Raw genomic sequence first — 14,367 nt, forward strand, 5'->3', positions numbered from 1 at the left:
CGATGCGCCCGGTCGGCTCAGCGCACCTCGAGGCTCTTGTGGGCGTCGAGGAGCGCGCGGCTGGCCGGGTGCTTCGGCGTGGAGAACAGCTCGGACACGGATGCCGTCTCGACGATCTCGCCGTCGCTCATGACGGCGACCCGGTCGGCGAGCTGCGCGACGACGGCGAGGTCGTGCGAGATGAACACGCAGGCCAGGCCCAGCTCGTCGACGAGTCGTTCGAGGAGCGCGAGCACCTGCGACTGCACGGTCACGTCGAGGGATGAGACGGGCTCGTCGCACATCAGCACCTCGGGTTCGGGGGCGAGCGCGCGGGCGATGGCGAGGCGCTGGCGCTGGCCACCGCTCAGGTGGAGCGGGCGGAGACCGGCGATCGAGCCGTCGAGCCCGACTCGCTCGAGCGCCGCGTCGATGGCGTCTCGCCGCGTCCGGACGGACGTCGAGCGCCCAGCGGTGAGCGCGTCGGCGAGGATCTCGCCGACCGTGCGCCGAGGGTCGAAGCTGGAGAGCGCATCCTGGGGTACGGAGCCGAGCTTGGCCCGGCGGGAGCGGCGCAGGCGCTCGGGGGCGGGGCTCCAGGCGACGCCGAGGAACGACACGGTGCCCGCGTCCGGCCGCTCCAAGCCGAGCGCGATGCGGGCCAGCGTCGACTTGCCGGAGCCCGAGCTGCCGACGATCCCGAGCGTCTCGCCGCGCGAGAGTGTGAAGGACGCCTCCCGCACGGCCTGGATGGGCGCGCTCCCCGTTCCCCGGAAGGTCTTCGAGACGCCGCGCACCTCCAGGAGCGGTCCAGGCGCATCCACCTCGGGCGTGGCCCTGAGCGAGTCGAGAGCCGCCTTCGGCTGCGCGGCGAGCAGCTGGCGAGTGACCCTGTGCTCGGGAGCGGTGAAGAGCCGCGCCGTCGGCGCCGTCTCGACGATGAGTCCTTCGCTCATGACGGCGACCCGGTCGGCGAGGCGCTGGACGACGCCCAGGTCGTGGGTGATGAAGAGCATCGTCATGCCGTCGGCCTTGAGCGCGTCGAACAGCTCGATCAGCTGCGCCTGCACGGCCTGGTCGACGGAGCTCGTCGGCTCGTCGGCGATGAGCAGCTCGGGTTCCCCCGCCAGGGCGGCGGCGATGAGCACACGCTGTCGCTGGCCGCCGGAGAGCTGACCGCTGCGGCGGCGTGCGATCGACTCGGGATCCTCGAGTCCGGCCCGCCCGAGCAGTTCGAGGACGCGGCTGCGGCGAGCCTCGCGCCCGAGATCGGTGTGCAGCCGCAGCGCGTCGTCGACCTCGCGCCAGACGGGGCGGAGCGGGTCGAGCGCGACGAGCGCATCCTGGTGCACGAGCCCGATGCGACCGCCGCGGATCGACCTCCAGCCGCCGTCGCCACTCGCCAATGGCAGGTCGACGCTGCCGAGGGTGAGCGTGCTGGCGTCCACTCGGGCGCCGTCGCCGCTCAGCCCGAGCAGCGCCCGGGCGGTCACCGACTTGCCGGAGCCCGACTCGCCGACGAGCGCGAGGCACTCGCCGCGCCGCACGTCGAAGGAGACTCCGCGCACCGCCTCGAAGTCGCCGAAGGAGATACGCAGCTCTTCTGCCCGCACGGTCAGCGCTTCCCGCTGGGGTACCGGGCGCGACGCGTCGCTCATCCTGCCTGCCTCGTGCCCTGCTGCATGATGCGACCGAGCATCGTCGCCGTGACGGCCGCGCCCACGATCGCGGTGCCAGGGAAGATGGTGAGCCACCAGCTGCCGGTCGGCAGGTAGAGGCGGCCTGCGGAGAGCATCGATCCCCATTCCGGGCTGGGTGGCGGTTCGCCGAGACCCAGGTAGCTGAGCGCAGCCGCCCACACGATGGCCTGGCCGAGGCCGAGCGTGGCGAGCGAGAAGAGGGGCCAGGCGACGTTCGGCAGCAGCGTCCTCGTGAAGCTGTGCCAGCGCGACCTGCCGAGCACGAGGTCCGCCTCCATGTAGGCGCTCGCCCGCACGCGCAGCACCTGAGAGCGGATGAGGCGCGCGTAGCCAGGGGCAGTGGAGAGTCCGACCGCGATGGTCGTCGTGACGACGCCAGGGCCCGCGAGCGTGATGAGCAGGAGCGCGAGGAGGATGCCGGGGAAGGCGAAGAAGACCTCGACGATCCTCGTCGTCCCGAAGTCGAGCCATCGGGGTCCGAGGCCCGCGGCGAGGCCGAGCACGGCCCCGAGGAGGAGGCCGATCACGGTTGCGAGGGCGCCGATCGTGAGCGACGACGAGGCGCCGTGCACGATGCGGGTGTAGACACCCCTGCCGGACTCGTCCGTGCCGAGCGGATGCGCGGGGACGGGAGGTGAGAACGCATCGGCGGGGTTCACGGCGAGCGGGTCGCCGGGGGCGAGGAGCTGCGGGAAGACCGCGGCGAGCAGGTAGATCGCCGCCACGGCGAGCCAGACGCCGAGCCAGAGCCCGCGCCGCGAGCGGGAGCGGGAGCGGGTGCGGCCGTCGCGCTGTCCCGTCGTGCCCGCACGAGCATCCCGAACCGCGGCCGCGTCGAGACTCATGCGGTCACGCCCGCTCGGTCGCGGGAGCGCGGATCGATGACCGGCTCGACCAGGTCGGTGAGGACGGTCACGAGCATGTAGGCGGCCGCGACGACGACGAGGACGCCGATCACGTAGGGCACGTCCCTCGCACCGACCGCGGCGAGCAGAGAGCGGCCGAGTCCTGGCCTCGCGAAGATCGTCTCGACGACCACTGCGCCGGAGACGAGGGAGCCGAGAGCCCAGCCGCTGAGGCCGACTGCGGGGATCGCCGCGTGGCGCAGCACGTGCCGCCAGAAGATGCCGCTCGGCCCTTCGCCGCGCGCTCGCGCGGCCAGCACGAACGGCGACTCGAGGGCGTCGAGCATCTGCTCGCGCATGACCTGCCCCAGGTACCCGGCGAGGGGGAGCGCGAGGGTGACGCTCGGCAGCATGAGCCCGGAGAGTCCCGGACCCGAGACGGCGACGGGGAGCCCGAGCATTCCAGCGAAGATCAGCACGAGCACGGAGGCCAGCCAGAAGTGCGGCACCGCTGCCGCGACGACCTCGAGCGTCGATGCGATGCCCCACGCGATTCGGCTCCTCCCGGTCGACCACCAGGCCACGGTGAGCGCGATCGCCCAGGCGAGGAGGAGGGAGAGGCCGGCGAGGGCGAGCGTGCCGGGCAGCTGCTCGCCGATGAGCGACGCGACGCTCTCGCGCTGGGCGTAGCTGAAGCCGAGGTCTCCGGTCGCCGTGCGCCACCGCTGCGCGAGGTACTGGAGGAAGAGCGGCTGGTCGAGCCCGTTCTCGGCGCGGGCCTGCGCGACGGCCTCGGCGCTCGCGTTGGAGCCCGGCCCGCCGAGGATCGCGAGCACGGGGTCGCCAGGCACGGCGCGCACCGCGAAGAAGGTGACGGTCACGACGGCCCACAGTACGAACAGCGCGCCGCCGAGACGCAGGAGGATGCGCGGAATCAGCGGCAGCAGGCGTGCCGCGCGTGGTCGCGCATCCTTCGTCATCGCTCGATTGTCTCGTGTGCCGTGCTCAGTCGTGGCCCAGCTACTCGATGGTGACGTTCACGAGCGAGGGCACGTTGACGTTCGGCTGGAGGCGGAAGCCGTGCACGTTGTCTCCGTAGGCGAACTGCACCGTCTGGTCGTAGAGCGGGATGACGGTGCCGCTGTCGATGATGAGCTGCTGGGCCTCGCCGTAGAGCCGCTCGCGCTCGGCGTCGTCACTGGTCTTCACGGCCGCGTCGAGCGCCTCGTCGAGAGCGGGCAGCGAGAGGCCGGTGTTGTTGGCGTGGTAGCCGCTCGGGGCGGGGGTGATGCTGTCGGTCGAGTAGACGATGCGGAGCACGTCGGCGGAGTTCTTCGAGTACGGCGCGACGATGGCATCGAACTCCCACGTGCCGCTGCGCTCGTACCAGGTCGAGAGGTCGAGCAGCTCGAGCTGCACATCGAAGCCCACCTCGGAGCTCGTCGCTCCGATCTGCTCGAGCACTGAGATCTCGGCCGGGATCGACTGGTTCGTGGAGACCGGGAATGCGACCTCGAGGCGCTCGCCGTTCTTCGTGCGGACGCCGTCGGCGTCGCGCTCGGTCCAGCCGGCCTCGTCGAGCAGCGTGGATGCGCGTGCCGCGTCGAACCCGAAGGAGTCGGGGTGCGAGGTCGCGAAGGGTGTTGCGCTCGAGAGCACGGAGGTCGACCGGTCGAGGGTTCCGAAGTAGAGCGACTCGACCGCAGCGTCGATGTCGGCGGAGGCAGCGAACGCCTCGCGCACCTTGGGGTCGTCGAAGGGTGCACGCGTGGTGTTGAGCTCGATGCGGGCCGTCACACCGGGGCGGGCGCCGATGAGCGTCTCCTCCGTGCCGTTCGCCTGGAACTGCGAGAGCGCATCCGGTTGCACGGAGTCGATGATGTCGACCTGGTCGGACTGGAGCGCGGCGAGGCGGGTGGCGGCGTCTGGGATGAACTTCCACTCGATGGTGCCGACCGCCGCTCCGGGCTGGCCCTCGCTCGTCACGCCGTCCTCCGGCGCTGACGTGTGGTTCTCGTTGCGCGTCAGCACGACCTGGGACTGCTTCTCCCACGACGCGACCTGGAAGGCGCCGGTGCCGATCGGGGCGAGGCAGTTCTCCTCGGTCCCGCGCTCGAGCCCGGCTGGGGACTCGATGGCCAGCCAGGTCTGTGCGAGCGACTCCAGGAGCGCGCTGTCCGGCTCGCTGAGGTCGAAGCGCACGGTGCGCGCGTCGACTGCGACCGCTTCGGAGACCTTCCCGAGGGCGAGGATGGCCGTCGAGGAGGCGGTCTCGGGGTTCTTGATGTGTTCGACGTTCGCCACGACGGCGTCCGCGTCGAACGGGGTGCCGTCGGTGAAGCTCACGCCTTCTTTGAGGGTGATCGTCCAGCTCAGCTGGTCGTCAGACGCTTCGGCTCCTGTTGCCAGCCATGGGATGATCTCCCCTGCGTCGTTCTTCGAGAAGAGCGACTCCAGGAACTGGTTCGCGAGGATCGCCTGGGGCCAGTTGCCGCCGACGTGCGGGTCGAGGCACGTGGGCTCAGCGTCTCCTGAGGCGTACCTGAGGGTTTTCGGCTGGTCCGACGAGGTCGCCTCGCTGGAGCATGCGGCAAGTGGCACGATGAGGGCTGCGGCGAGGGCGAGGAGCGCGATGGGCTTCGCCGCGCGGCGGGTGGCTGATGCTGGCACTCGGAGAGTGTAACTGCTTATTTGAACACCATGCAGAAATGAGAAGATGATGACGGAGCACGAGGAACGGGTCGCGCGTCGAGGCCGACCCTCCGCGTCGAGTCGCGAGACGCTCGAAGAGGCCGCCCTCGAGCTGTTCCTCGAGCAGGGCTACGAGCAGACGAGCGCGAGCGACATCGCCCGCCGTGCCGGCGTCGCGAGAAGCTCGTTCTTCAACTACTTCGCTGCCAAAGCCGACGTGCTGTGGGTCGGTCTCGACCCGCTCCTCGCCGAGGTTCCTCTCCGGCTCGAGGCCGCGGCGACCGAGCTCGTCGCGCGCGGCGTTCCGAAGAGGGGAGACGGTCTCGAGACGCTCCGGAAGGTGCTCCTCGAGATCGCCGACACGGTGCAGCCCGAGACCGTCCGCTGGGCGGGCTCGCTGCGCAGTGTGGCAGGCACGAGTGCAGACCTCGCCGCGACGGGCACGAAGCGCGCGCTCGCCCAGCAGTCGGCGCTCACGGACTTCCTCGCCCGAGCAGAGCCTGGGCTGGGCCGGTTGCAGCGAACCGTCTGCGCAGGCTCGATCATCTCGGCGACCATCGCCGCGACCGTGTTCTGGATCGAGGAGGGGCCGACCCGAGGCAGCTTCTCGAGCGTCGTGGACGAGGCGAGCGCCCCGATCTTCCTGGCGTACTCGGCCGCGTAGGCCTGCGGTGCTGAAGGCGTTCGGCCTCGAGACGCCCGCTCCAGCCTGGTGTCCTCTGATCTGGAGCTTGGTGGTTCGATTCTGTCTTCGAAGAACATCGATAAATTCCTGGTCAACAGGTCCCAAGTGACGCTCTAAGTGCTAGGCTCGAGGTGATCCCGGGGGGAGGTCATCATGGTTCTTGGGCAGGCTGGCACGGGGCGCAACGAGGCGGCCTCCAGGCGGTCCTCGCCCGAGACCGCGACGGTCGACGCGCTCATCGCGGCCCCCGGCAACGCCCTGGTTTTGCTGGCGATGGAGATTCCCGTGGTGATCGCGGAGCTCGCGAGCCGTCGGCGCGCGCTGGACGCGGCGTTGGTCGAGGTTGCGGGGGAGGTGCTTCGACGTGACGAGGAGGGCTCGGCGCGCGACGAGCTCGTCCGGAGCATGGGCTTCGCCAACCTCGCGGAGATGCTCCAGCAGCTTCTGGGGGTTCCCTACGCCGAGGCCGGGTCGCTGGTTCGCGTTGCGGAGACCACCCGTGCCCCGATGAGTCTGACGGGCGAGCATCTCGGGCCGGCACATCCGGCCGTTGCGACGGCGCTTGCAGCCGCGCAGATCTCGCTCGCGCAGGCGTCCGCGATCGTGCAGGGATTGAAGCCCGTGAACGGCCGTGCCGAGCGAGCGCATCTCGACGCGGCTGAGGCAGAGCTTGTCGACTCGGCGCGGGGCGTGAACCCAGAAGATCTTGCCCCGGCAACTCCGGAACTGCTTCGGGTCCAGGCCGCGCAGTGGGTGGCGTTCCTCGACCCCGACGGCACGGAACCGCTCGCGGAGCGCGTTGCGCGCAAGCGGGGATTCTGGATGCGGGAGCGTTCGGATGGCACGGTCACGGGGCGATTCGTTGCGACTCCGGAGCAGGGGGAGCTGCTCCGGAAGGTGTGCGAGACGGTCACCTCGCCCCGCCGCAAGGTTGCCTTCGAAGATGCCCCGCCCATCGGGAGCGCTGGCGCTGACGGACGCGGTGCCGAGGGAATCGACGCGGCGGACGTGGACGTCTCGCATCCGGATGAGCAAATCCCCGACCGACGCACGCCAGCCCAGCAGCGCATGGACGCCGTGGAGTCGGTCTTCGCGCGATTCGCGGAAGCCCCGGACGCTCCCCGCGCGGGCGGAGAGGCGCCCACCGTGGTCATCACCACGACGGACGCTGGCCTGAAGGGAGAGGCCAAGCGCCCGCTCGACGTGCCGCACCTCGAGCGCACCGGAACGCCAGTGCCGCCGAGCCTGGTCGCGAAGACCCTCTGCGACGGGTTCGTGCAGGTGGCGCTCCTGGGTTCCAACGGAGAACCGTTGAGACTCGGCCGCCGTCAGCGGTTGTACAGTCGCGCGCAACGCCGAGCGCTCGCCTCCCGCGACGGGGGCTGCATCACGCCGGGCTGCTGGAAGCCGCCTGGCATGTGCGAAGCGCACCACACCACGCCGTGGGTTGAAGGCGGCGTCACGAACGTCGACGAGGGAGTGCTCCTCTGCAGCTTCCATCATCACCTGGCCCACAAGAACCAGCTCGAAATCGTGCGCGACCGGACGGGCAGGTGGCGAGCCCTCCGACCGGGCTGGGAGTATCGACTCTTCCGGCGCAGAACTCTGCGCGGCTCAGCACTGCAGGAGCCGCTTCACGGAAGCTGACTGCAGGCGAGACCGTCGCGCGGGACCGCAGTTCTCGCAAGGTTCCGGACAGCGCTGCTCGAGGGCCTTTCGGTTCCTCTAGCTCGTCTGCAGCTCGCAGTAAGCCGTCAGCGACGAGAGGGCCGACTCGACCTCGCCGAGCTGCGTCAGGATGCTCGCGGCGGCCGCGAAGCCACCCTCGCCGTTCGTGAGCTCCCCAGCTGTGGTCTGCAGCTCCGTCACCTCGGTGACGAGCGTGTCGACGTGCGTCTTGAGGTCGGGGTCCGTGACGCTCTGCTGCAGCGTCGTGAGGCTGGCGCCTACGGTCTCGAGCGTCGCGACAGCTCCGGGGATGTCACCGGGCACCTGGTCGGGGATGCCCTGGACGCTCGTGTTGATCGAATCGATCTCGGCCTGGACGTCCGCGCAGGTTCCGCCGCCCTCGGCCGTCGTGGCCTCGGTCGTCGTCGCAGCCGAGGGAGACGGAGCCGCAGTCTCCCCTCCGCCGAGCGCTGAGCATCCGGTGAGCGCGATGGTCGCGAAGATGCCGGTCGCTGCGAGCTTCGAGAGGTGAGAGGTGAGCATGCGCTGAGTGCCGTCCGTCGATGAATCCAGAAGAAGCGAGCGTACACAGCCTTCCCCTGAGCCTGGCCTGTCCGTTTCGCGCAGCTTGCCCGGGCGCGTACGATGTTGGCAGCATGACTGTGATCCGCCCATCAGCGGGGAGTCCCCGGAAGAACGGTGAGCGAGCCTCTCGAGGAACGCAGGCCAAGTAGAACCGGTCGGGAGGGCCCGTCACAGCCCGGAACGAGTGGCGAGCGCCGCCGGACGTCCTTCCTTCAACGGAAGACAGATCCGGGGGAGCGCGCAATCGGGGTGGTACCGCGCCGGAAGGCGTCCCTGAAGCAGACCAAGCACATCCACTTACTGCCAGGAGTTCCACCGCATGAGCTACCCGAAGGCCTCGTTCGGACCAGCCGCCGATCCCGCCAGCTCGACAAGAGACAGCGTCGCCGCCTCGCCGTCGTTCCCGCGCCTCGAAGAGCGCGTGCTCGACTTCTGGCGCGAAGACGGCACCTTCCAGGCCTCCATCGACCAGCGCGAGGGCGCCGAGGAGTGGGTCTTCTACGACGGCCCTCCCTTCGCGAACGGGCTCCCGCACTACGGGCACCTCCTCACCGGGTACGCGAAGGACGTCTTCCCCCGCTACTTCACGATGCGCGGCCGCCAGGTGCACCGCCGCTTCGGCTGGGACACGCACGGCCTGCCCGCCGAGCTCGAGGCCATGCGCCAGCTCGGCATCCAGTCGAAGGCCGAGATCGAGGCCATGGGCATCGACACGTTCAACGACGCCGCCCGCGAGTCGGTGCTCAAGTACACGCGCGAGTGGCAGGAGTACGTCACCCGCCAGGCCCGCTGGGTCGACTTCGAGAACGACTACAAGACGCTCGACATCTCGTACATGGAGTCGGTGCTCTGGGCCTTCAAGAAGCTCTACGACGACGGGCTCGCCTACGAGGGCTTCCGCGTGCTCCCGTACTGCTGGAACGACGAGACGCCCCTCTCCAACCACGAACTGCGCATGGACGACGACGTCTACCAGATGCGTCAGGACCAGACCGTCACCGTCACCTTCCCGCTCGAGGGGGAGCGAGCGGATGCGCTCGGCCTCGCCGGCGTGAAGGCGCTCGCCTGGACGACGACCCCGTGGACGCTCCCGACCAACCTGGCCCTCGCGGTCGGCCCGGACATCGACTACGCCGTCGTGCCAGCTGGCCCGCTCGGCGCGGCAGACGGCACGGCGACGGGCGCTGGCTCCTTCCTGCTCGCCAGCGCACGCGTCGCGGCCCATGCCAAGGAGCTCGGCTACGAGAGCGCGGAGGACGCGGTCGACGCGACCAGCCGCAGCCTCACGGGCGCCGAGCTGGCCGGCGTCCGCTACCAGCGGCTGTGGGACTTCTACGCCGACACCGAGACCTACGGCACGCAGAACGCGTGGCAGTTCCTGCTCGGCGACTACGTCACCACGAGCGACGGCACCGGCATCGTGCACCAGGCGCCCGCCTACGGTGAGGACGACAAGGTGCTCAGCGACGCCGCCGGCATCCCAACGATCCTCTCCGTCGACGAGGGCGGCAAGTTCCTCTCCGCCGTCGAGCCCGTCGCCGGCCTGCAGGTCTTCGACGCCAACAAGCCGCTCACCCAGCTCCTGCGGGCCGACGGCCGGCTGTTCAAGCAGGCCAGCTACGAGCACTCCTACCCGCACTGCTGGCGCTGCCGCAAGCCCCTCATCTACAAGGCCGTCTCGAGCTGGTTCGTGCGCGTCACGCAGTTCCGCGACGAGCTCGTCGAACTCAACCAGCAGATCGACTGGGTGCCGGACAACGTCAAGGACGGCCAGTTCGGCAAGTGGCTCGAAGGGGCCCGCGACTGGTCGATCAGCCGCAACCGGTACTGGGGCAGCCCCATCCCCGTGTGGAAGAGCGACAACCCCGACTATCCGCGCATCGACGTATACGGCTCGCTCGACGACATCGAGCGCGACTTCGGGGTGCGCCCGACCGACCTTCACCGCCCGTTCATCGACGAGCTCACGCGCCCGAACCCGGACGACCCGAGCGGTGCATCCACGATGCGGCGCATCCCCGATGTCCTCGACGTGTGGTTCGATTCCGGCTCCATGCCGTACGCGCAGGTGCACTACCCGTTCGAGAACCGCGAGTGGTTCGACTCGCACTCGCCCGCCGACTTCATCGTCGAGTACATCGGGCAGACGCGCGGCTGGTTCTATGTCATGCACGTGCTCTCGACGGCGCTCTTCCACCGCCCCGCGTTCAAGCGGGTCGTGAGCCACGGCATCGTGCTCGGCAACGACGGTCGCAAGATGTCGAAGAGCCTCCGCAACTACCCGGACGTGCAGGAGGTGTTCGACCGAGACGGGTCGGATGCCATGCGCTGGTTCCTCATGGCGAGCCCCGTGCTGCGCGGCGGGAACCTCATCGTGACCGAGGAGACGATCCGCGAGGGCGTCCGCCAGTTCCTCCTGCCGCTGTGGTCGACGTACTACTTCTTCACGACCTACGCGAACACCGCGGTCGGCTCGACCCAGGCGTACGAGGCGACGTTCCGCACCGACTCGAGCGACGTGCTCGATCAGTACATCCTCGCCAAGCTGGGCGTGCTCGTCTCCGAGGTGCAGGCAGACCTCGAGGCACTCGACTCGACGACCGCCGCATCGCGCCTGCGCGACTTCGGCGACGTGCTCACCAACTGGTACGTGCGTCGCTCGCGCGACCGCTTCTGGCGAGGAGTGACCGACGACGCCACGAGCACCGAGGCGTTCGACACGCTCTACACCGTGCTCGAGACGCTCACGCGCGTCGCCGCGCCACTCACGCCGCTCATCTCCGAGACGGTGTGGCGCGGGCTCACGGGCGGCCGCAGCGTGCACCTCACCGACTGGCCGGACGCGTCGGCGTTCCCCAGCGATCAGGCGCTCGTCGACTCGATGGATGCGGTCCGCCGCGTCACGAGCTCGGCGCTGTCCCTGCGCAAGCAGGCCGGGCGCCGCGTGCGCCTCCCGCTCGCGAGCCTCACCGTCGTCGCGCCGAACACGGACGCGCTCGAGCCCTTCGCGAGCATCCTGCGTGACGAGCTCAACGTGAAGTCCGTGGAGTTCGAGCGCTTCGTCGCCGAGTCCGAGGCCAAGTACGGCATCGACCGCGTCCTGCAGGTCAACGCGCGCGCCGCCGGCCCGCGCCTCGGCAAGCAGGTGCAGCTGGCGATCAAGGCCTCGAAGTCCGGAGACTGGAGCGAGGTCGACGGCGTCGTCACGGCTGGCGGACTGCAGCTCGAGGCGGGTGAATACGAGGTCAAGCTCGTCACCGCAGGCGAGAGCGACGACCGAGCCATCACGCTGCTGCCGAGCGGCGGCATCCTCGTGCTCGACACGAACGTGAGTCCGGAGCTCGCCGCAGAGGGCCTCGCTCGCGATGTCGTGCGTGCGGTCCAGGACGCGCGCAAGGAGGCAGGACTCGAGGTCTCCGACCGCATCCGCCTCGCCCTGCGCGCCGACGACGCGTCGGTCGCCGCCATCGAGGCGCATCGGGAGCTCATCTCGGGGGAGACCCTCGCGGTGGAGTTCCAGGTCACCGGCGGACTCGCGTCGCCGGCTGACGACGAGGTGAGCGCGGACACGTATGGTGCCCTTGAGATCGACGTGGAGGTAGTGGCGTGAGCGAACGCGACCAGCAGGATTCCGGCGACTGGGAAGAGCAGTCCGGCGAATCGGAGGCCTCGGACGCATCCGGCGACTTCGAGCTCGAGCCGAGGGACATCGCCGAGACGTTCACGCCGGCGCTCTCCGACGACGAGGACGAGGTCCTGACGGAGCGCGAGGAAGACGAGCGAACGCTCCTCGAGGGCACCGACTGGGTCAGCGAAGGCGAGCGTGTCTTCGACGAGCTCATGGAGCGGGTGGGGGAGGCGGCCCCCGAGCCGCGACTCCACGCGACGAGGCGCGCCGTCGAGCTCCTCGGAGACGTGCACACGGCGTACCCGGTCATCCACATCACGGGCACCAACGGCAAGAGCTCGACCGCGCGCATCATCGAGACCGTGCTGCGCGCCCACGGCCTGCGCACGGGCCTCCTCACGAGTCCGCACCTCGAGCGCATCAACGAGCGCATCGCCGTCGACGGGAGTCCCATCAGCGACGAGCGACTCGTCGCGAACTGGGAGGACATCACGCCCTTCCTCTCGATCGTCGATGCGGAGCTCGAGGCGGCGGGAGAGCCGCGCCTCACGTTCTTCGAGGCCCTCACGGTGCTCGCCTACGCGTGCTTCGCCGACGCTCCCGTGGATGTCGCTGTGGTCGAGGTGGGCATGGGAGGCGAGTGGGACTCCACGAACGTCGCCGATGGCGAGGTCGCCGTCTTCACGCCCATCGCGCTCGACCACACGCAGCGACTCGGCAGGACGCTCTCGGAGATCGCGCGCACCAAGGCCGGCATCATCAAGCCCGCCGCGCGCGTCGTCACCGCAGAGCAGCAGCCCGAGGTCCTCGCGGAGATCACACGTGCCGCAGAGATGTCCGAGGCGCACATGTACGCCGAGCCGAGGGACTTCTCCGTCGTCAGCAACCAGCTGGCCGTCGGCGGACGCCTCGTGACGGTTCGCGGCGTCGCTGGCACGTACGAGGACCTCCTCCTGCCGCTGGACGGCGAGTACCAGGCGCACAACGCCGCCGTCGCGCTCGCTGCCGTCGAGGCGTTCTTCGGCGCGAACCGGAGCCTGCGCGATGAGCTCGTCGAGGCGGCGTTCGGCGAGGTGAAGTCGCCGGGTCGCCTCGAGCGCATCGGCATCACCCCGCCCATGCTCATCGACGCCGCCCACAACCCGCACGGCGCCGAGGCGCTCGCGAGGGCCGTGACCGAGTCGTTCGACTTCTCGCGCGTCGTCGTGGTGCTCGGAGTCCTGGCGGACAAGGACGCGGCCGGCATCGTCCGCGCCCTGCAGCCCATCGCGGAGCGCTTCGTCGTCACCCAGTCCGACTCGGTGCGCGCCATCGACGCCGAGGAGCTCGGCGACATCGTGCGCGAGGTCACCGGCGGCGAGCCCGAGGTGCTCGAGCGAGCGGAGGATGCCATCGAGCGCGCCCGCGAGATCGCCCTCGATCTCCTGGCCGATGGCGCAGATGATGGCAGGAACGCCGCCGTGCTCATCACGGGTTCCGTGACGCTCATCGGCACCGCGCTCACCCTCTCGCGCGACGAAGGCTGGGCGCAAGAGTCGTGAGTCGGCGCAACAGCGGCCGGCTGCCCCGTCAGCGCAGCATCCGCGAGGTCATCGGCTCCATCTTCCTTGGCTTCGAGCTCTTCGTCGTCTTCCTCGGCACGCTGCTCGTGTTCGGGATGCGCGTGCTCGAGCCCGTTCCGGCGTTTGCGCTCGGCCTCACCTTCGCCGTGCTCATCGTCGTGACGATCGGGCTGCTCAGGTACGAGTGGGGGATCTGGCTCGGGTGGGCCGTGCAGATCCTGCTCGTCGCCGCCGGTTTCCTCCACCCCGGTATGTTCGTGGTCGGGGCGCTGTTCCTCGCATCCTGGACGTACTTCATGTGGAAGGGCGGCCAGATCGACCGGCAGCGCGCTCCGATCATCGCCGAGTACAACCGTCGCCTCGCGGCGGGTGAGATCGGCGTCGACGGGATGCCCATCACGGAGCAGAACAACCCACCGAGCAGCTGACCAGCTGACCTGCACGCATTCACCGAACGACCTGGCCCCTCGCAGGGCCGACCACCACGACCAATGGAGGAATCATGGCAACCATCGAAGAGACGCTCGTCCTCGTCAAGCCGGACGGCGTTCAGCGCGGCCTCACGGGCGAAGTGCTTCGCCGCATCGAGACGAAGGGCTACTCGCTCGTCGACCTCCGCCTCGTCCACGCAGACCGTGCGCTCCTGTCGGAGCACTACGCGGAGCACGAGGGCAAGCCGTTCTACGAGGGCCTCCTCGAGTTCATGCAGTCGGGGCCGACCGTCGCGATCCGCGTCGCGGGCCACCGCGTCATCGAGGGCTTCCGGTCGCTCGCCGGCACGACCGACCCCACGACTGCCGCGCCCGGCACGATCCGAGGCGACCTCGGTCGTGACTGGGATGCCGGCGTGCTCCTCAACATCGTGCACGGCTCCGACTCCGTCGAGTCCGCCGAGCGCGAGCTCGGCATCTGGTTCGCGGCCTGACCGACTCGAGAGGTGGACGACTCGGTCGGGCTTCGGCCGAGTCGTAGGCTTCGCGGTAGGCGGGCCGTCAGGTGCGAGAACATTGATTCGGGGGCGAGT

11 protein-coding genes are annotated in these 14,367 nt (G+C 69.7%); 6 read left to right on the plus strand and 5 right to left on the minus strand.

Annotation, left to right across the window (positions count from 1 at the left end):
* Positions 1–17: 17 nt before the first annotated feature.
* The 4 genes from nikE to C5E06_RS06155 are packed head-to-tail and all read right to left on the minus strand — an operon-like array spanning position 18 to position 5,194.
* Positions 18–1,637, minus strand: a complete 1,620-nt coding sequence (gene nikE / locus C5E06_RS06140; protein WP_104306334.1) for an ABC transporter ATP-binding protein — start codon at positions 1,635–1,637, stop codon at positions 18–20.
* Positions 1,634–2,524 carry an ABC transporter permease gene (locus tag C5E06_RS06145; protein WP_104306335.1) on the minus strand — a complete coding sequence of 297 codons (891 nt, stop codon included), beginning with the start codon at positions 2,522–2,524 and terminating at the stop codon, positions 1,634–1,636. Before C5E06_RS06145 ends, nikE begins: the two co-directional genes overlap by 4 nt.
* Positions 2,521–3,504 carry an ABC transporter permease gene (locus tag C5E06_RS06150; protein WP_104306336.1) on the minus strand — a complete coding sequence of 328 codons (984 nt, stop codon included), beginning with the start codon at positions 3,502–3,504 and terminating at the stop codon, positions 2,521–2,523. Before C5E06_RS06150 ends, C5E06_RS06145 begins: the two co-directional genes overlap by 4 nt.
* A gap of 40 nt (positions 3,505–3,544) precedes the next feature.
* Positions 3,545–5,194 carry an ABC transporter substrate-binding protein gene (locus C5E06_RS06155; RefSeq protein ID WP_181062901.1) on the minus strand — a complete coding sequence of 550 codons (1,650 nt, stop codon included), beginning with the start codon at positions 5,192–5,194 and terminating at the stop codon, positions 3,545–3,547.
* Between the two features lie 49 nt (positions 5,195–5,243).
* On the opposite strand from C5E06_RS06155, the gene C5E06_RS06160 reads away from it, so the two are divergent.
* Both C5E06_RS06160 and C5E06_RS06165 read left to right on the plus strand, forming a co-directional pair.
* Positions 5,244–5,879, plus strand: coding sequence for a TetR/AcrR family transcriptional regulator (locus C5E06_RS06160; protein WP_104240821.1), 636 nt, complete (start codon positions 5,244–5,246; stop codon positions 5,877–5,879).
* A gap of 174 nt (positions 5,880–6,053) precedes the next feature.
* The gene (locus tag C5E06_RS06165; RefSeq protein WP_104306337.1) at positions 6,054–7,547 is read left to right on the plus strand and encodes an HNH endonuclease signature motif containing protein; all 1,494 of its coding nucleotides are present in this window, start codon (positions 6,054–6,056) and stop codon (positions 7,545–7,547) included.
* Between the two features lie 78 nt (positions 7,548–7,625).
* Here the strand turns inward: C5E06_RS06165 and C5E06_RS06170 are convergent, their stop codons facing one another.
* The gene (locus C5E06_RS06170) at positions 7,626–8,111 is read right to left on the minus strand and encodes a hypothetical protein (RefSeq protein ID WP_104240823.1); all 486 of its coding nucleotides are present in this window, start codon (positions 8,109–8,111) and stop codon (positions 7,626–7,628) included.
* Positions 8,112–8,472: 361 nt separating this feature from the next.
* On the opposite strand from C5E06_RS06170, the gene ileS reads away from it, so the two are divergent.
* The 4 genes from ileS to ndk all read left to right on the plus strand — a co-directional run bounded on the left by ileS (position 8,473) and on the right by ndk (position 14,268).
* Positions 8,473–11,763 (plus strand): isoleucine--tRNA ligase, encoded by a 3,291-nt coding sequence (gene ileS / locus C5E06_RS06175; protein WP_104306338.1) that lies wholly within the window; start codon positions 8,473–8,475, stop codon positions 11,761–11,763.
* A complete protein-coding gene (locus C5E06_RS06180; RefSeq protein ID WP_308471414.1) occupies positions 11,760–13,322 on the plus strand; it encodes a folylpolyglutamate synthase/dihydrofolate synthase family protein in 1,563 nt (520 codons plus the stop codon). The genes ileS and C5E06_RS06180 overlap by 4 nt, the downstream gene beginning before the upstream one ends.
* Entirely contained in the window at positions 13,319–13,771 is a 453-nt protein-coding gene (locus C5E06_RS06185) for a DUF4233 domain-containing protein (RefSeq protein ID WP_258067541.1), read from the plus strand. The genes C5E06_RS06180 and C5E06_RS06185 overlap by 4 nt, the downstream gene beginning before the upstream one ends.
* 74 nt (positions 13,772–13,845) lie before the next feature.
* Entirely contained in the window at positions 13,846–14,268 is a 423-nt protein-coding gene (gene ndk, locus C5E06_RS06190) for a nucleoside-diphosphate kinase (protein WP_104240826.1), read from the plus strand.
* Positions 14,269–14,367: the final 99 nt, after the last annotated feature.

It is taken from the genome of Pseudoclavibacter sp. RFBI5 (genome assembly GCF_002931395.1).
Taxonomy (GTDB): domain Bacteria; phylum Actinomycetota; class Actinomycetes; order Actinomycetales; family Microbacteriaceae; genus Pseudoclavibacter.